The organism is Arthrobacter saudimassiliensis, assembly GCF_059090665.1.
Genome location: NZ_JBNHFX010000003.1, coordinates 213,872 through 229,940, shown reverse-complemented (window position 1 = coordinate 229,940; position 16,069 = coordinate 213,872). Strand labels below are relative to the sequence as shown.

The window sequence follows — 16,069 nt, the reverse complement described above, 5'->3', positions numbered from 1 at the left end:
GCGTAATGTGCCTGCATGCAGAACTACTTGGTCACCGGGGGCGCCGGGTTCATCGGATCCAACTTCGTCCGGCACGTACTCGCGCGCAGGGATTACGCGGTCACCGTCCTGGACAAACTGACCTACGCGGGCAACCGGGACTCGCTGGCGGGGCTGCCGCAGGACCGGCTGACCTTCGTTCAGGGGGACATCTGCGACGCCGGGGTGGTGGAACCGCTGGTGGCCGCAGCCGACGTCGTGGTGCACTTCGCCGCGGAGTCCCACAACGACAATTCGCTGCACGATCCCCGGCCGTTCCTGGACACGAACATCATCGGCACCTACACGCTGATCGAGGCCGCCCGGCGGCATGAGGTCCGGTTCCACCACATCTCCACCGACGAGGTGTACGGGGACCTGGAACTGGACGACCCGGAACGGTTCACCGAGTCCACCCCGTACAACCCGTCCAGCCCGTATTCCTCGACCAAGGCCGGCTCGGACCTTTTGGTGCGGGCGTGGGTGCGCTCCTTCGGGCTGCGGGCCACGAGCAGCAACTGCTCCAACAACTACGGGCCCTACCAGCACGTGGAGAAGTTCATCCCGCGCCAGATCACCAATGTGCTCGACGGCGTCCGGCCCAAGCTCTACGGCGCCGGAGCGAACGTGCGCGACTGGATCCATGCCGATGACCATTCCTCCGCGGTGCTGCGGATCATCGAGGCCGGGCGGATCGGGCAGACGTACCTCATCGGCGCCGATGGGGAGCGGAACAACAAGGACGTCGTCGAACTCATCCTGAAGCTGACGGGCCAGCCCGCCGACGCCTACGACCAGGTCATCGACCGGCCCGGCCACGACCTGCGCTACGCCATCGACTCCACCCGGCTGCGCACCGAACTGGGTTGGGGGCCGCGCTTTTCGGATTTCGAGCAGGGCCTGGAGGCGACCATCGCCTGGTACCGGGAGAACGAATCCTGGTGGCGGCCGCGCAAGGCCGCCACCGAAGCCAAGTACCGCGAGCAGGGGCAGTAACCATGGAGTTCGCCAAGCCGCTGTCCGTGCGTACAACCCCGATCCCCGGCCTGCTGCTGTTCGACCTTCCCGTGCATGGCGACAACCGGGGCTGGTTCAAGGAGAACTGGCAGCGCGAAAAGATGACCGCCGCAGGGCTGCCGGATTTCGGGCCGGTGCAGAACAACATCTCCTTCAACGAGACCGCCGGCACCACCCGCGGCATCCACGCCGAGCCGTGGGACAAGTACGTGTCGGTGGCCGCCGGCCGGATCTTCGGCGCCTGGGTGGACCTGCGCGACGGCCCGTCCTTCGGAACCGTCTTCACTGCGGAACTGGATCCGGCCACCGCGGTGTTCGTGCCGCGCGGAGTGGGCAACGCCTTCCAGACCCTCGAGGACGGCACCGCTTACGTCTACCTGGTCAATGACCACTGGTCAGCGGCAGCGCAGGAGCAGTACACGTTCCTCAACCTCGCCGATCCCCGGGCCGGCATCGAGTGGCCCATTCCGCTCGAGCAGGCCGAACTCTCGGCCAAGGACCGCGCGCATCCGATGCTCGCCGACGTCGCACCGATGCCGCCGCGGCGGATCCTGGTCACCGGCGCCGACGGGCAGCTCGGCCGCGCCCTGCGGGCGGAGTACGCCGACGCCGGGCACGTGGACTACGTGACCCGCGCCGATCTGAACCTCACCGACCCGGCGGCGCTGGAGCGCTTCCACTGGCAGGACTACTCGACGATCATCAACGCCGCCGCTTACACCAATGTGGACGGCGCCGAAACCGTGGAGGGCCGCCGCAGCGCCTGGGCAGTCAACGCCATGGCCGTGGCCCGGCTCGCCGAGGCTGCAGCCCGACACAGGCTCACCCTGGTCCAGATCTCTAGCGACTACGTCTTCGACGGCACAGTGCCCGACGGCGGCACTGATCCCTTCGCCGGCCACCGCGAGGACCAGCCGTTCTCCCCGCTGGGCGTCTACGGCCAGACGAAGGCCGCCGGCGACCTGGCCGCCGCAGCCGCCCCGCGGCATTTCATTGTGCGCACCAGCTGGGTCGTCGGCGACGGTCCGAACTTCGTCCGCACCATGCTGTCCCTGGCACGGCGCGGTGCCCGGCCCGCCGTCGTCGCCGACCAGACCGGCAGGCTGACGTTTGCCGAGGACCTTGCCGCCGGCATCCGTCACCTGCTGGACTCCGGCGCTCCGTACGGCACGTACAACCTGACCAACACCGGCGGCCCCGGTTCCTGGGCCGACGTCGCGGCGGAGGTGTACCGGCTGGCGGGCGCCGACCCGGCCGCCGTTACCCCGGTAAGCACCGCGGACTACTACGCGGGAAAGACCGGCATCGCGCCGCGCCCGGGGCTCAGCACCCTGAACCTGGACAAAATCCAGGCTTCCGGGTTCGCGCCGCCTGACGCCGGGTCCCGCCTGCAGGGTTACGTTTCCGCCGCCCTCGCCATGGTTTAGGAAGCCGGGGTGTCGGCACCGGCAGGCATCTCAGCGGGCGCCTCCTCCGGGACGGCGGGCAGCCAGACCCGGAAGGTCGTGCCCACGTCAGCCTCGGAGCTGAAGGAGATCCGCCCGCCGTGGGCTTCCACAATCGACTTGGAGATCACCAGGCCCAGCCCGACACCGGGGATGGCCTTCCGGCGCACTCCGGCGGTGCGGAAAAACCGGGTGAACACCTCCGATTGTTCCGTGGCGCTCATGCCCATGCCGGTGTCCTCGACTTCCACCAGAACGCCGTCACGGCTGCTCCGGGCCCGCACCCACACGGTGCCGCCCCGCGGCGTGTACTTGATGGCGTTGGACAGCAGGTTGTCCAGCACCTGCCCCAAGCGGCCGGGATCGGCGCGCAGGGGAAGGTGATCGGCGGATTCATCGACGAGCCGGACCTGCGCTGCCTCCGCCCGGGGACGGGCCGCCTCCAGACTGTCGGAGACCACCTGCGCCAGGTCCATCGGGGCAGGGTCGATCGCCACCGCCCCGGAGGCGGTGGACAGCAGGTCCGAAACCAGTGCCAGCAGCCGCTCTGCATTGCGCAGCGACACCTGCAGCGCTGCGGGGATCGGCCCCTGCAGGCTCATGTCTTCAGCTTCCTCCAGTGCAAGGTCCATGTACCCGATGATCGAGGTCAGCGGAGTCCGCAGCTCGTGCGAGACACTGGCCACGAACTCGTCCTTCACCCGCAGCGCGGACACCAGTTCAGTCACGTCTGAGAAGGCCAGCACCGAGCCGGTCAACACGCCGTCGTCATCGCGCATCGGACGGGCGGAGACGGACAGGGTGCGCTGTCGTTCGCCGACGCCGGCCCAGATCAGGCAGCCGGAGAAGGCCTCACCCCGCAGGGCGCGGAGGCCGGGGCGTTCCTCCGCAATCAGCGGGGTCCTTCCGTCCGGCGCGAACAGCAGATAATCGCCTTCGCCGCGGCACGGATCTCCGGCCGGAGGCAGGACCAGCTGACGGTAGCCCTCCTGCCGGGCGTTGCGGACCAGCTCCCGGCCGTCCGCTCCCAAGGCCAGGACGCCGACGTCGACCGCGTCCAGCACGGCGTCCAGCAGGACGGTTCGGAGCCGGGACTCCGCCAGGGAAGCTGAGACCCGTGACTCCGCGCTGCGCAGCTGCTGCTGCTGCCGGCTGGAGCCCAGGCTGACCACGGAGGTGGTGGCGGAAACGGCCACCATGATGAAGGGAATGAGCATTGTCGCGGCGAGCGAGGCCGCCGTGAGGTTGGGGGAGCCAAGGATCGGAGCCCACAGAATCAGCGCGGTTCCGACAAAACTCAGCAGCGCGGCGGTTTTCGGGGCAATTTCCGACCAGGCGAGCCAAAAGACGGGAAAAACGGCGAGGAGGCTCAGCCCGAGGACCGCGGAGCGGCCGCTGTCGTAGAGATAGCCGATGGCCACAAAATCCAACAGCGGAATGGTCCAATAAAGCAGAGGCGGCAGGCGGTGCCACGGAACGGCGGCGGCAGCGGCGGTCAGGGCCGCGAGCAGTATCAGGCCGGTGCGGAAATGCGGATCGGCAAGGAGCCACGGGCTGACGAACCAGACCATGGGCAGGGCCAGCAGGACGGTAAGGGCCAGCGGGAGCTGACTGACAAAAACGCGCCAGCGCAGGTTCATTTCATGGAACTGCCGACGTATGCCCAGGAAATTCCGGGTGCCGTGTGGAGAACTGGACATACGGGTGAAAACCCCTCCGAACTACGTGCTGATCCGCCCACATTACCCGGATTACCTGTAGAATGACGCGCAGCGGGGGCGGGGAACCCCGCAGGGCCACGCAGGACAGGAAAAACCTACATTCATGGAATCACAGCGCGTCGCGGTCATCATTGAGGACGACACCGACATTCGCGACCTGCTGCATGCCGTCCTGCAGCAGTCCGGATTCGAAGTCCACGCCAGCCCCAACGGCAGCGAGGGAGTGGAGGCGGTACGCCGCCACAACCCCGCCGTCGTGACCCTGGACCTGGGCCTGCCGGACATCGACGGGTTTGAGGTGATCCGGCAGCTGCGGCAGTTCAGCGACGCCTACATCGTCATGCTCACCGCCCGGGCGGAGGAGCTGGACACCCTGATGGGCCTCGAAGCCGGCGCCGACGACTACGTGACCAAGCCCTTCCGGCCGCGCGAGCTGCGGGCCAGGATCTCCGCCATGCTCCGCCGTCCCCGCACCGCAGCCGAGCCGGGGGGCGGGCAGGGGATTCCCGGCGCCGCTGCTCCCGCGCAGGTCCCGGTCATGGTTCCTGCCGCCAACGAGGGCGTGTACCGCCACAACGGCCTGGTGCTCGACTCGGGTACGCGCAGCACCGAGATCGGCGGGCGGCAGATCTCCCTGACCCGCACCGAATTCGACCTGCTGGAAGCGCTGCTCTCCGGCGGCCGGCGTGTCCGTACGAAGCCGGACCTCGTGCGCCGGCTCCGGGGCGAGGAATACGACACCGGCTCCTACATCAGCGACGCAGATGAACGCACCATCGAGGTCCACGTGGGCAACCTGCGGCGCAAACTCGGTGATGATTCCCGGGCGCCCCGCTGGCTGGAGACTGTCCGGGGCGTGGGATACCGCCTGGCTCCGGAACAGGGCTGACCCCTCCGCAGCGGCGCCGGTGCGGTGGAAAGCCCCGCTGCGCACCGCCGGGTCAGGCGCAGCCGGTGCGTGCAGCCAGCGAGAGCATCGTTTCGGCACCGCAGGAGCGGAAGCAGCCCAGCATCGCGGCCACAGCAGCCACGTCGTAGCTTCCCAGATGGTATTGGGCCGTGGAAGCCAATGCGGAGAGGCGTGCCGCTCCGGCCATATGGCTGGCGGTCTTGATGGACAGCACCACATCCATGGCGGCCGCGGTGTCACCTTCACGGCAGGCGGTTTCCAGCCGTGCGTAGCGGCTGTCCCACATGCTGATGTAGTTCCGTACGAAAGCAGCCGTGGCCTCGGTGCCCATCTGCTCGTGCAGTTCCTGCAGCAGAGCCCGGGCAAGCAGGGGAGGCTGCTCCTCGCGGGTCATCACAGCCGGCCCTGGGGCGGGTCGGCCGGCCCGGAACAGCAGCAGGCGGAGCTGGATGGGTGGTGGATGGTGGGGGCCCCTTCACCTTGGTCGATGGGAATTGCCCTGTCAGCCTGCCATTGCACCCTCAACGCTGATCCACGTAACGCTCAAGATCGCTGCAACTTTGGCTCTCCCGCGCAGCGCCCCTTGGCGGGCGACGGCGGCGCCGGCTCCCGCAGGGGGAGCGACGGCGCCGCCGTCGGTGCGTGCCTTAGTCGGCGACGTAGAGCAGCCGCTTGTTGACGAACTCGTCCATGCCGAGCGGGCCCAGTTCCCGGCCGTAGCCGGAGCGCTTGACGCCGCCGAACGGCATGTCGGCGCCTTCGCCCTCGGCCGCGTTGACGGCTGCCATGCCGGACTGGAGGCGGTTGGCTACGGCCCGGGCCCGGTCCTCGTCGGAGCTGAACACGGCGGCGCCGAGCCCGTAGTCGCTGTCGTTGGCCAGCTGCACGGCTTCGTCGTCGTCGGCCACCTGGTAGACCACGACGGCCGGCCCGAACAGCTCTTCGCGGTAGGCGCGCATTTCGGGGGTGATGCCCGTCAGCACGGCCGGTTCGACGTAGGCCCCGGGCCCGTCGATCCGGCGGCCGCCCGCGTGCAGGACGGCGCCCTTCTCGACGGCGTCGTTGATCTGGGCGACCAGGGCGTCCGCAGCGGCGGCGGAGGACAGCGGGGCGAAGGTGCCGGGTTCCTCGGCCATGGGATCGCCCGGGACCAGGCCCTTGGCGAGGGAAGCCAGCTCAGCGACAAACCCCTCGAAGAGGTCCTCGGTCACGATGATGCGCTTGTTCGAGTTGCACGCCTGGCCGGTGTTGCCCATACGGGTGGCGAAGGCGGCCTCAGCGGCGGCCTTGACGTCCGGCGTGTCCAGGATGATGTAGGGGTCCGAGCCGCCAAGCTCCAGCACCACCTTTTTCAGGTTGCGGCCGGCGATCTCCGCCACTGCCGCACCCGCCCGCTCCGAACCGGTCAGCGACACGCCCTGGACGCGGGGATCGGCGATGATGTCGGCGATCTGTCCGTGAGTGGCAAAGACGTTCGTGTAGCCGCCGCTCGGGACGCCGGCGTCGTCCATCAGCTGCTGCAGCGCCAGCGCGGAGCGCGGGCAGTTCTCGGCGTGCTTGAGGATGATCGTGTTGCCCAGCATGAGGTTGGGAGCCGCGAAGCGGGCCACCTGGTAGTACGGGTAGTTCCACGGCATGATGCCCAGCAGCACCCCCACGGGCAGCTTCTGGATCACCGCGCGGCCGCCGTTGATCGGCTTGATCGGCTGGTCGGCGGCCAGCTCGGGGCCGTTCTCGGCGAAGTAGGTGAAGATATCCGCGCAGAACTCGACTTCGCCCTTGGACTCGGACAACGGCTTGCCCATTTCCTCGGTGATGATGGCGGCCAGCTCGTCGGCGCGTTCGGTGAAGAGCTCGGCGATGCGCGTGACGACCTTGGCACGCTCCTCGATCGGCACGTCTTTCCAGGTCTCGAACGCGGCCTGCGCGCCGGTGAGGGCCTGCGACACCTGCTCATCGGTGGCTGTGGGGAATTCCTCCAGCACCTCACCGGTGGCGGGGTTGACCACCCGGTAGGCGGTGCTGCGGTTGGAGGGGGTGGTGGAAGTGGCGGTCACGTCCTGCTCCTATCGTTCCTGTGAGTTCCCTCATCTTCGCGTGTTTCGCCTCCGTTGGGAAACACGCGTACACCAACGGAGCGAATACGTCGCCCGCAGCCGGTTCGGCGTCGAAAACACCGGCAGGGCGAAGGAACCGTATCTGGTGTTGAGGCGTCCTTGCGGGGCGCTTGAGCGTTGCCGGAATGTTTCATGAACCCTGCGGACAGCAGCGCCCGATTCTTGAGCCGGTTGCCGGAATCTGGTTTCAGCAGCGGGGAGGGACCCCGCCGCCTGACAGGGAACGGGGAACGACATGAACAAGATGACCAAGGGTGCACTGGCCACCGGCCTCGGCGTGGCGCTGCTGATCGGCGGCGGCGGAACCCTCGCCGTCTGGAACGACACCGCCCAGGCGAACGCCGGCACCATCGCCGCCGGTAACCTCAACCTGACGGCCAATGACGGCGTGTGGTCGGTCAAGGGCCAGCCGGGCACCATCGACATCAGCACCTACCGGATCGTTCCCGGCCAGACCCTGATCTTCACCCAGGACGTCACCGTCGACCTCGTGGGTGACGCCATGGAGGCCAAGTTCGAGTACACCGGCATCCCCTCCAGCGCCGGCGGCTTCGGCAGCACGCTCAAGCCCGGCGCCGTCACCGTCACGCAGAACGGGAAGGCCCTCCCGGAGAAGCTGACCGCGGCCAACAACGGCACGGTCACCGTGACCGGCTCGGTCACCTTCGACGCCAACGAGCAGGATGCCACCAACGCGTCGCTGAACCTCGCCAGCCTCGGCTACAAGCTGACCCAGCTGCCCGTCACCAAGTAGTTCCTTCCCACCAGGCGTTCCCCGGCTGCGCGCGGCACAGGACCCGCCGCGCGCAGCCCGCTTCCAGGAGAGATCAGATGCGCATCATCAGGACGTTGAAGGCCGCGGCACTTGTCGCCGCCGCCGTCGTGCTGGGGCTCCTGACCGCTTCGGGAAGCTACGCCATGTGGAACGTCTTCGAGCCGGCAGGCCACGGCACGGTCCAGGCCGCCGACTTCAAGGTGACCGTCAACGGACAGCCGGCGAATACCGCCGCCGTGCCGCTGGCCCTGGACCTGGGACAGCTGACCCCGGGCACCGCCTCGTACCTGGAGGTGCCGCTGGGCAACTACAACAATGCGGGGTCGCCGATGGCCGTGACCGCGACGCTCTCCTCCGGAGCCGGCCCGCGCCTCGCAGCGGCCACTCCCGGCTACCAGCAGTGGGTCGAGGTACGCGCCGCGTCCGTCCTGCGGCCCGGTGCCTGCGCCGCACAGGCCTACGGCGCCGTCGGCGCGGTACCGCCTCCCCTCCGGATCGAGCAGGGAACCACGGGCCGCGTCTGCGTCCAGGTGCTCCTGAAGAAGGATGCTCCGGCCAGCCTGCTGGCCTCCGCTCCCCGGCTCTCGATTCCGGTCATCGTCACTTTCGACCAGGTCCCCGCGGCCTAGAACACCCTTGGAAGAGGATCCCATGTCGAACGGTAAAGCAGCCAAGCGCTCGGCCCTGGCACTGGTCGGCTCACTGCTGAGCTACGTCGCCCTCTGCATCACCGTCCTCGCGGCGCTGGTGCTGATCGTGGTGCCGCTCCTCACCGGATCCCAGACCTACAGCGTGCTGACCAGCTCGATGGCGCCGCACTACGCGCCCGGCACCTTCCTGGTCGTCAAGCCCACCCCGTACAACGAGCTGCAGGTCGGGGACGTGGTCACCTACCAGATGGAGTCCGGCAAGCCGGCCGTCATCACCCACCGCATCATCTCCTTCGGCACCGACCAGGCCGGCAACCGTACCCTGATCACCAAGGGTGACAACAACGACATCGAAGACGAGCAGCCGGTGACCGAACTCCAGGTCCGCGGCAAGCTCTTCTACGCCGTCCCGTTCGTCGGTTTCGCCGCGAACGCCCTGGGCAATACGGACCGCGGGGCGGCCGTGCAGTGGGCCGCCGTCGGCCTGCTGGGCTACGGGGTCGTAACCCTGGTCCGCGGAGCGCTCAGCCGCAGGCGGAAGGGCAGCAGCCCGGAGGCGGAAGGCGAAGCGGCCGAGGAGACCCGCACCTCGGAGATCCATCACCTGCACGCCGGCCGGCAGCACGGTGCCCACGTGGACACGGAGCACGCGGACCCGGTCCTGGGCGACTGCGACTGCGGTGCTGACCACCACGACGACTCACGTTCCCTGCACCGGCGGAGGGTAGCCGTCTGATGCAGCCGAGCACACCCCGCCGCCGCGGTACCAGGAGGCTGCTCGCCGCCGGGGCGGCGGCGGCACTCGCCGGAACGTTGTCCCTGGTCTCCGGAGCAGCTGCGCAGGCCGAAGGGCAGTACCTTGAAGTCAGCGGGAACGGGACCGACTATCGTTCGGTCCTGACCGATCCCGTCTTTGCCGCCGAGTTGAGGCTCGTGCCGGGCGCAGCCGCCGGCTCCGCCCTTTGGTTGCGCAGCAGCGCCGATGAACCGGCTGTGCTCTCGATGGCCGCAGTGACCACCCGCTCCGACGGCGGGCTGGCGGGGATCCTGGAGATCGGCGCCCGCGCCTCCGGTGAGGACTACGATCGGGTGCCCATGGGTGAGGCGGGACAATGCGCAGAGCTGGCCCGGAACTGGGAGCTCGCGCCCGGAGAAGTCCTCCGACTCGACGTGGAAGCGCTGCTGCCGCTGTCGGCCCCCAACTCGACGAAGAGTTCGACCGCCGACTTCGACCTGCTGTTCCTCCTTGAACCCTCCGCGGCCGCCGGCGAAGGCGGTGCGTGCAGGAGCTACACCGCACCGGAGCCCGAGCCCGAGCCCGGGGGCGGGGGCGGCGGTGACCGGGATACGGGGGGCACAGGGACCGGGGACGCCACCGTCACCGGCACCGGTGCGGACGGCGGCGCAGGCCCGGACGGGGTGAATCCAGCCGGGGGACCGGGCCAGGCAGCTCCGGGCGAAGCCGTGGCGGCCGTCGCCGCCGGAACCGCACCCCTGCAGCCGGGCGGTGCCGTGTTGGATAAGTACGGCCGTTCGCTGCCGTCCCTGGCGCCGGCGTCGTTCGAAAGCACCGTGGAGCCGATTGCCCGCACCCTGCAGGGTGCGCTCATGCTGGTCCTGGGCGCCGCGTTCTGCGCGGCCGCGGTGCTGCGGATCAGGAATAATGCGGGATGATGGCATGCACAACCGGAAGGGGGCCGGGCAGATGAAGGCGCAGTGGCTGACACGGCTTCGCGCACAGCCGGGTTTCAAGGCGGCAGCCGTCGCGTTCTGCCTGACCCTGGTGCTGGGACTGGGCGGCGGTGCGGCCTACGCCTACTGGCAGGCCTCGGCGCGGGCAGACATCACAGCATCGACCCAGCCGGTGCTGGTCCCGGTGCAGCAGCCGCTGCAGTGCAGTTCTCCCTGGCACAAGCGGACGGAGCTGTCCTGGCCGGCTGCGGCGGGGAATCCGCAGGGGACCAACTACCTGCTGACGTTCTCCGCAGGAAACCGTTCCGTGAGCTATATCCTGCCGCAGGAAACGCTGCGCATCGAGCTGTCCGACTATCGGCACGGCCTTCGGGACGTCTTCGGTGAAGGTTGGTGGCGCCAGCTGAACGTCACCGTATCGACGGCGGTCTTCCCCACCTACGTCGCCGCGCCTGAGCGGGCGGGCAGGCAGTCGGCACTGCTGACCTCGCAGACCAACGCGTCCAGGGCATTCTGGTACATGCAGGGCGCGGCCCTGGCCGACTTCAGCTGCGACAAGCCCTGGAACGCCTAGCTCAGCCCTGCCCCTCGTCGTCGTCGTCGAAGGCGTCCGGTATTCCGTCCCGGTCGGTGTCACGGCGTTCGCGCTCCTCAAGCACCCGGTAATGGCGGTTCCTGGCGAGCAGGATGGCCGACGCGGCCGCAGCCGCCAGCAGCGATGCCGTGAGGATGCCCAGCTTCGCGTCGGTATTGGCGTCCGTGCCGGAGGCGAAGCTGAGGTCGTTGACCAGCAGCGAGACGGTAAACCCGATGCCGGACAGCACGCCCAGGCCGGCGAGGTCCACCCAGCGCAGATCCGTGTCCAGGCGGGCCCGGGTGACAGTGGTGAGCAGCCAGGTGGTCAGCAGGATCCCCAGCGGCTTGCCCAGCACCAGCCCGAGCACGACCCCCAGGGCCACGGGATCGCTGATGGCCCGGACCACGCCTCCGCTGAGCACGACGCCGGCGGAGAACAACGCGAACACCGGCACCGCGAAACCGCTGGAGAAGGGCCGGATGCGGTGCTCGAAAATCTCCGCGAGCCCGGGTCGGCCGGCAGCGGGCGGCTCCGGCCCGTCGCGCCCCCGGCGCAGCACCGGCACCGTGAAGCCGAGCAGCACGCCCGCGACCGTCGCATGCACTCCCGAAGCATGCACCAGCGCCCAGGTGGCCAGGGCCAGCGGCAGCAGCACGATCAGCGCGACCCACGGATGCCGCGCCAGGAACGGGCGGACGGTCTGCACGAGTACCGCGAAGGCAGCGAGCGGCAGCAGCGCCCAGCCCAGCAGCCCCAGGGACACGTCGGCGGAGTAGAAGAACGCGATGATGACGATCGCGATCAGGTCATCCACGACGGCCAGGGTGAGCAGGAAGATCCGCAGCGCGCCGGGCAGGTGGGAGCCGATCACCGCCAGCACCGCCAGTGCGAAGGCGATGTCGGTGGCGGTGGGAATCGCCCAGCCGCGCAGCCCGTCCGAACCGGCCGCAAGGTTCACCCCGACGTAGATCAGCGCCGGCACCGCCACGCCCCCCGCCGCCGCGGCGATCGGCACCACCGCCTTGGCCGGCTGCCGCAGGTCCCCGGCCACGAACTCCCGTTTGAGCTCCAGCCCGACCATGAAGAAAAACACCGCCAGCAGTCCGTCGGCCGCCCACTCGCCCACAGTGAGGCGCAGGTGCCACGGCGCGTAGCCCAGCTCGGTGTCCCGCAGCCCGAAGTACCAGCCGGCGGCGCCGGTGTTGGCCAGCACCAGGGCCACGACGGTGGCCGCCAGCAGCAGGAACCCGCCCACGGTCTCCTGGCGCAGGATCTCCCCGATGCGCAGATGCTCACGGTAGCTGCCCGGCCCCAGCACCACCCGGTGCGCTCCGCGGGCAGGCTCCGGTGGGCCCATGAGGGCTCCTCTCGGTGGGATGCGGCCAACCCCCAACACGTGCGGACAGTCTAGGCTCGGGGCGGCGGGGCAGGCACCCCGGGCTGTCGAAAACGACGACGGCGGGGAGCGCGGAAAGCAAACCGCGGTCCCCGCCGTCGTACTCCGGCCGGAGGGAGAAGCTAGCCCATCAGGGCCCGGACGCCGATGATCACCGTCGCCAGGCCGAAGACCATCGAGGTGCTGATCAGCATCAGGGTCACCATCAGGGACCGGGTCATGGCGCCGTTTTCCTCACGGGAGGCCGGGTCCGTGATCGCCTTGCGCAGGAACGGAGGCCAGACAACGATGTTCCAGAGGCCGGCGACCACCAGCACGCCGGCCAGTACGGGGGGCAGTTCCACCTAGTTGGCCCCGATCCACTTGCCGGCCTGCGTGGCCTGGATGGTCAGCGCCTTGCCGATCATCGGCTCCGCCGCCTTGGCGATCTTGTCGCCCAGGAAGGGAATGGAGGAGCTGACGGTGCCCTCCACCTCAACCGTGGTGCCGGCGTCGCCGGCCACCAGCCGCTGCTCGGCGTTGACCTTCAGGGGCACGCCGGCCACGGACAGCTCGATGACCGCGGCCCGGGAACCGTCGGCCGCCGGCGCCGACCACTGCTCGCGCTGGGTCACCTTGAGCGTGTCGCCGACGAATTTGCGGGCGATGTCCGGCATCCGGGTGGTGGGCAGGGTGCGCACGGCCGTCAGGACAAACGCGCCGGCCACCGCGCCGTCGATCTCCAGGGACTGCAGGGCGCCGCCCACATGTTCGCTGACGCTGCGCAGGAAACCTTCATCGGTGAAGGTTGCGGTGACGGTTTCGACGTCGTGGGGCAGGCTGGTCGATGCGCTCAGGGCCATGGGTCCTCCATAGGTTGTCTCGGGTGCGGCGGGCAGAGCCCGTCGGGCCAGAGACCATCCTATGGGGCCGCGGCCCCATAGCCGATCCGGCTACTCCTCCAGGGTGATGCAGCCGACGACGGTGCCGGCCGCAGCCGTGGGCGTCCCGCCCTGCTCCGAGGACTGGTAGCTGACGAGCAGCGACTTGCCCTCTCCGTCGTCGGGGACCAACCAGGGGACGGTGGTGCCCGCATCGGCGTTGCCCGAAGTGTCGGTGGTGAAGTCCACGGACAACCGGCCCTGCTGCCCCGAGGTATTGCGGTCCTGATACACCTCTCCCGCATCCGAGGGGTCGTCACCGCAGCCATCGGCATGCATCAGCGCCGTGTACGTCGTATTGGGTACGAAACCCTGCGGCACCAGCTCGACGGTGGTGTCCGCCTCGGTCTCCCGCACCGTCACACTGACCGACGCGCCGTCGGGAATCAGCGCCGTGTCGTAACTGGTGGCGACGGCGTTCTCGCACCAGGGCCCGAAGGTTCCCTGCACCAGGCCGGACGCGATCGCGCTGGGCTCAGTCGTGCTGCAGCGGCCCGGGTCCACGGTCTCCCCGTCGCCGGGGGCGGCCTGGCAGTCGTCGTCATCGCCTGAACACGATGCGGAACCGGAGGGCTGTGACGTGCCGGCCGCCGGGGAGGAAGCCGGGGTGTTGTCCGTAGCCCCGCCGTCGCCGTCGTCCGCGCAGCCTGCGAGCAGAAGGGCTGCTGCTGCCGCGAGGGTGGCCAGGGACTGAGCTGCGCGTGCCATGGAACCGTCCTTGGGTCGCTGCGGTGGGGACTGTCGTGCTGCGTCCTTGGTTTTCCAGCGTGGCAGCCTGTCCGGCCGATGCCAAGGTCTGCCGTGCGGCAGGGGTGGGTCAACAGCGACGGCGTTGGGGCCCGCCGGCGAGCACGAACCCTAGGGGCAGAAGACGGGGGTGGGAAGGCACCGTCCCGGGATTCGCACGTGTCGGGCCGAAACTGCCTCCACGATCGGAAAAACGCTTCCATGCAGGACGGCGGCACTTTAGTCTCAGGCCCACGGCCCGGCCTGGGGGGGAGCGGGGCTGTCCGCCACCCGCAGTTCATCACTCGCACTCTGAGGGGAACCATGAAGAGCAGATCAACCCTGCGCGGCGCCGCCCTGGCCGCCGCGCTCATCCTGACCGCGGCCTCCGCCGCTCCCGCTGTTGCCGCCGATGTCAACGGGCAGGGAGGCGGACAGCACGGCCCCGGCAAGCCGGGCCCCGGGCACGGGGACCACAAGCCGGGGAAACCGGGGAAACCGGGAAAGCCGGAGGACCCGGGAAAGCCCGGCAAGCCGGGCAAGCCGGACAAGCCGGGACGGGACCAGAGCGCACAGCTGCGCAAGGCGGTGACGGAGCAGAACGTCTTCGGGCACCTGGCAGCCCTGCAGCGCACGGCTGAAGCCAACGGCGGCAACCGCGCCGCCGGGACGCCCGGCTATGAGGCCGGCGCCGCCTACATCGAGGGCCAGCTGCGCCGGGCCGGCTACAACCCCGTTCGCCAGTACTTCTCCTACGACCAGTACGTACTCGCCGGCCAGGAGCTGGCACAGGTCGAGCCGAACCAGGAAACCTACACCGCAGGCACCGACTACACCGCCATGTCCTACTCGGCCGCAGGGGAGGTGACCGCCGCCGTCGTTCCGGTGGATCTCAACCTGGCCGGGAACCGCGCCAGCACCAGCGGCTGTGAGGCGACAGACTTCGCCGGCTTCGAGGCCGGCAGCATCGCCCTGCTGCAACGCGGCACCTGCGACTTCACCACCAAGGTGGCCAACGCCGCAGCTGCCGGAGCCGCAGCCGCGGTGGTCTTCAACCAGGGCAACGACGCGCCCGGCGATGACCGGTCCGGCCTGGTCAACGGCACCCTGGGCAGCGAACTGTCCGCGATTCCCGCCGTCGGCGCCACCTTCGCCCTGGGCGAGGAACTGGCCGGCACCCCGGGAGCCGTCCTGCGCCTGAGCGTTGACGCCTCGATCCGCACCGTGGACACCTTCAACATCCTGTCCGACACCCGGCAGGGAGACCCCGGGCGGCAGGTCGTCGTCGGCGCCCACCTCGACTCGGTGCTCGAGGGGCCCGGCATCAACGACAACGGCAGCGGCAGCGCGGCGATCCTGGAGACCGCCATCCAGCTGCAGCGCTCCGGCAACAAGTTCAAACTGGAGAACCAGGTCCGCTTCGCGTTCTGGGGCGGTGAGGAAGACGGGCTGGTCGGCTCCGACTACTACGTCTCCCAGCTGGACCAGGCCGGGCTGGACAACACGCTCCTGAACCTGAACTTCGATATGGTCGGTTCCCCGAACTTCGTCCGGTTTGTGTACGACGGCGACGGCGACGCCTTCGGGACCGCCGGGCCCACCGGCTCGGACGTGATCGAGGGCGTGTTCACCGAGTACTTCGCCGAACAGGGGCTGGCCACGGCCCCCACGGAGTTCGACGGCCGGTCCGATTACTTCGGGTTCATCAGCAACGGCATTCCGGCCGGCGGGCTGTTCACCGGTGCGGAGGGCGTGAAGACGGCGGAGGAAGCCGCGCTGTTCGGGGGCACAGCAGGGGAGTCCTATGACCCCTGCTACCACTCGGCCTGTGATGACCTGAGCAACATCAACCGGCAGGTGCTCGACGAAATGTCCGACGCCGTTGCCCACGCCACGCTGACTTTCGCCCAGACTGACGCAGATCTGCGCGCCGGGGAGCCGGCGGGGCCCTCGGCCCGGTCGCTCACGGCCGAGCAGCCGGCCCGCCAGGGTCACCTGTGGCGGCGCTGAGTCAGGCGGACGGCGGCCCGGAGCGGCCGGGCCGCTGCTGAAGACCGTTCGTTGCGCCGGGCTCGGCCGGAGGCAATGAACCGGGGCGGGGAGGC

The 16,069-nt window shown here is 69.3% G+C and carries 16 protein-coding genes; 9 read left to right on the top strand and 7 right to left on the bottom strand.

Going from position 1 to position 16,069, the window contains the following annotated elements; translation table 11 throughout:
- The first annotated feature begins 15 nt into the window (after nucleotides 1–15).
- The gene (gene rfbB / locus AC5RV6_RS12330) at nucleotides 16–1,014 is read left to right on the top strand and encodes a dTDP-glucose 4,6-dehydratase (RefSeq protein WP_494007621.1); all 999 of its coding nucleotides are present in this window, start codon (nucleotides 16–18) and stop codon (nucleotides 1,012–1,014) included.
- 2 nt (nucleotides 1,015–1,016) lie between these two features.
- The gene (locus AC5RV6_RS12325; protein ID WP_494007620.1) at nucleotides 1,017–2,462 is read left to right on the top strand and encodes a sugar nucleotide-binding protein; all 1,446 of its coding nucleotides are present in this window, start codon (nucleotides 1,017–1,019) and stop codon (nucleotides 2,460–2,462) included.
- Here the strand turns inward: AC5RV6_RS12325 and AC5RV6_RS12320 are convergent.
- The gene (locus AC5RV6_RS12320) at nucleotides 2,459–4,180 is read right to left on the bottom strand and encodes a sensor histidine kinase (protein ID WP_494007619.1); all 1,722 of its coding nucleotides are present in this window, start codon (nucleotides 4,178–4,180) and stop codon (nucleotides 2,459–2,461) included. The two genes, AC5RV6_RS12325 and AC5RV6_RS12320, sit on opposite strands and share 4 nt — an antisense overlap.
- A gap of 124 nt (nucleotides 4,181–4,304) precedes the next feature.
- On the opposite strand from AC5RV6_RS12320, the gene AC5RV6_RS12315 reads away from it, so the two are divergent.
- Nucleotides 4,305–5,090 carry a response regulator transcription factor gene (locus AC5RV6_RS12315; protein WP_494007618.1) on the top strand — a complete coding sequence of 262 codons (786 nt, stop codon included), beginning with the start codon at nucleotides 4,305–4,307 and terminating at the stop codon, nucleotides 5,088–5,090.
- Nucleotides 5,091–5,142: 52 nt separating this feature from the next.
- Here AC5RV6_RS12315 and AC5RV6_RS12310 read toward each other — a convergent pair whose 3' ends face one another.
- Together AC5RV6_RS12310 and AC5RV6_RS12305 are read right to left on the bottom strand one after the other, a co-directional pair.
- Nucleotides 5,143–5,505: a hypothetical protein gene (locus AC5RV6_RS12310; protein WP_494007617.1), complete on the bottom strand. Its 363-nt coding sequence runs from the start codon at nucleotides 5,503–5,505 to the stop codon at nucleotides 5,143–5,145.
- A 253-nt stretch (nucleotides 5,506–5,758) separates the two neighbouring features.
- Entirely contained in the window at nucleotides 5,759–7,168 is a 1,410-nt protein-coding gene (locus AC5RV6_RS12305) for an NAD-dependent succinate-semialdehyde dehydrogenase (RefSeq protein WP_494007616.1), read from the bottom strand.
- 295 nt (nucleotides 7,169–7,463) lie between these two features.
- Between AC5RV6_RS12305 and AC5RV6_RS12300 the strand changes: the two genes are divergently transcribed.
- The 5 genes from AC5RV6_RS12300 to AC5RV6_RS12280 all read left to right on the top strand — a co-directional run bounded on the left by AC5RV6_RS12300 (nucleotide 7,464) and on the right by AC5RV6_RS12280 (nucleotide 10,919).
- On the top strand, nucleotides 7,464–7,982 hold the full coding sequence (locus AC5RV6_RS12300) for an alternate-type signal peptide domain-containing protein (protein ID WP_494007615.1): 519 nt from the start codon (nucleotides 7,464–7,466) through the stop codon (nucleotides 7,980–7,982).
- Nucleotides 7,983–8,059: 77 nt separating this feature from the next.
- Nucleotides 8,060–8,632, top strand: a complete 573-nt coding sequence (locus tag AC5RV6_RS12295) for a hypothetical protein (RefSeq protein WP_494007614.1) — start codon at nucleotides 8,060–8,062, stop codon at nucleotides 8,630–8,632.
- A gap of 22 nt (nucleotides 8,633–8,654) precedes the next feature.
- Complete coding sequence (locus tag AC5RV6_RS12290) at nucleotides 8,655–9,389, top strand: signal peptidase I (RefSeq protein ID WP_494007613.1); 735 nt, start codon at nucleotides 8,655–8,657, stop codon at nucleotides 9,387–9,389.
- Nucleotides 9,389–10,327, top strand: coding sequence for a hypothetical protein (locus AC5RV6_RS12285; RefSeq protein ID WP_494007612.1), 939 nt, complete (start codon nucleotides 9,389–9,391; stop codon nucleotides 10,325–10,327). Before AC5RV6_RS12290 ends, AC5RV6_RS12285 begins: the two co-directional genes overlap by 1 nt.
- 4 nt (nucleotides 10,328–10,331) lie before the next feature.
- Nucleotides 10,332–10,919: a hypothetical protein gene (locus AC5RV6_RS12280; protein WP_494007611.1), complete on the top strand. Its 588-nt coding sequence runs from the start codon at nucleotides 10,332–10,334 to the stop codon at nucleotides 10,917–10,919.
- A 1-nt stretch (nucleotide 10,920) separates the two neighbouring features.
- Here AC5RV6_RS12280 and nhaA read toward each other — a convergent pair whose 3' ends face one another.
- The 4 genes from nhaA to AC5RV6_RS12260 all read right to left on the bottom strand — a co-directional run bounded on the left by nhaA (nucleotide 10,921) and on the right by AC5RV6_RS12260 (nucleotide 13,946).
- Nucleotides 10,921–12,279 carry a Na+/H+ antiporter NhaA gene (nhaA, locus tag AC5RV6_RS12275; RefSeq protein ID WP_494007610.1) on the bottom strand — a complete coding sequence of 453 codons (1,359 nt, stop codon included), beginning with the start codon at nucleotides 12,277–12,279 and terminating at the stop codon, nucleotides 10,921–10,923.
- Between the two features lie 161 nt (nucleotides 12,280–12,440).
- Complete coding sequence (locus tag AC5RV6_RS12270; RefSeq protein ID WP_494007609.1) at nucleotides 12,441–12,662, bottom strand: SCO4848 family membrane protein; 222 nt, start codon at nucleotides 12,660–12,662, stop codon at nucleotides 12,441–12,443.
- Entirely contained in the window at nucleotides 12,663–13,160 is a 498-nt protein-coding gene (locus AC5RV6_RS12265) for a DUF2505 domain-containing protein (protein ID WP_494007608.1), read from the bottom strand.
- Nucleotides 13,161–13,250: 90 nt separating this feature from the next.
- Complete coding sequence (locus AC5RV6_RS12260) at nucleotides 13,251–13,946, bottom strand: hypothetical protein (RefSeq protein WP_494007607.1); 696 nt, start codon at nucleotides 13,944–13,946, stop codon at nucleotides 13,251–13,253.
- Between the two features lie 342 nt (nucleotides 13,947–14,288).
- On the opposite strand from AC5RV6_RS12260, the gene AC5RV6_RS12255 reads away from it, so the two are divergent.
- The gene (locus AC5RV6_RS12255; RefSeq protein ID WP_494007606.1) at nucleotides 14,289–15,974 is read left to right on the top strand and encodes a M28 family peptidase; all 1,686 of its coding nucleotides are present in this window, start codon (nucleotides 14,289–14,291) and stop codon (nucleotides 15,972–15,974) included.
- Nucleotides 15,975–16,069: the final 95 nt, after the last annotated feature.

Coding starts and splice junctions, on each gene's coding strand:
- rfbB (WP_494007621.1), top strand. CDS start 16: ATGCAGAACTACTTGGTCACCGGGGGCGCCGGGTTCATCGGATCCAAC.
- AC5RV6_RS12325 (WP_494007620.1), top strand. CDS start 1,017: ATGGAGTTCGCCAAGCCGCTGTCCGTGCGTACAACCCCGATCCCCGGC.
- AC5RV6_RS12320 (WP_494007619.1), bottom strand. CDS start 4,180: ATGTCCAGTTCTCCACACGGCACCCGGAATTTCCTGGGCATACGTCGG.
- AC5RV6_RS12315 (WP_494007618.1), top strand. CDS start 4,305: ATGGAATCACAGCGCGTCGCGGTCATCATTGAGGACGACACCGACATT.
- AC5RV6_RS12310 (WP_494007617.1), bottom strand. CDS start 5,505: ATGACCCGCGAGGAGCAGCCTCCCCTGCTTGCCCGGGCTCTGCTGCAG.
- AC5RV6_RS12300 (WP_494007615.1), top strand. CDS start 7,464: ATGAACAAGATGACCAAGGGTGCACTGGCCACCGGCCTCGGCGTGGCG.
- AC5RV6_RS12295 (WP_494007614.1), top strand. CDS start 8,060: ATGCGCATCATCAGGACGTTGAAGGCCGCGGCACTTGTCGCCGCCGCC.
- AC5RV6_RS12290 (WP_494007613.1), top strand. CDS start 8,655: ATGTCGAACGGTAAAGCAGCCAAGCGCTCGGCCCTGGCACTGGTCGGC.
- AC5RV6_RS12285 (WP_494007612.1), top strand. CDS start 9,389: ATGCAGCCGAGCACACCCCGCCGCCGCGGTACCAGGAGGCTGCTCGCC.
- AC5RV6_RS12280 (WP_494007611.1), top strand. CDS start 10,332: ATGCACAACCGGAAGGGGGCCGGGCAGATGAAGGCGCAGTGGCTGACA.
- nhaA (WP_494007610.1), bottom strand. CDS start 12,279: ATGGGCCCACCGGAGCCTGCCCGCGGAGCGCACCGGGTGGTGCTGGGG.
- AC5RV6_RS12265 (WP_494007608.1), bottom strand. CDS start 13,160: ATGGCCCTGAGCGCATCGACCAGCCTGCCCCACGACGTCGAAACCGTC.
- AC5RV6_RS12260 (WP_494007607.1), bottom strand. CDS start 13,946: ATGGCACGCGCAGCTCAGTCCCTGGCCACCCTCGCGGCAGCAGCAGCC.
- AC5RV6_RS12255 (WP_494007606.1), top strand. CDS start 14,289: ATGAAGAGCAGATCAACCCTGCGCGGCGCCGCCCTGGCCGCCGCGCTC.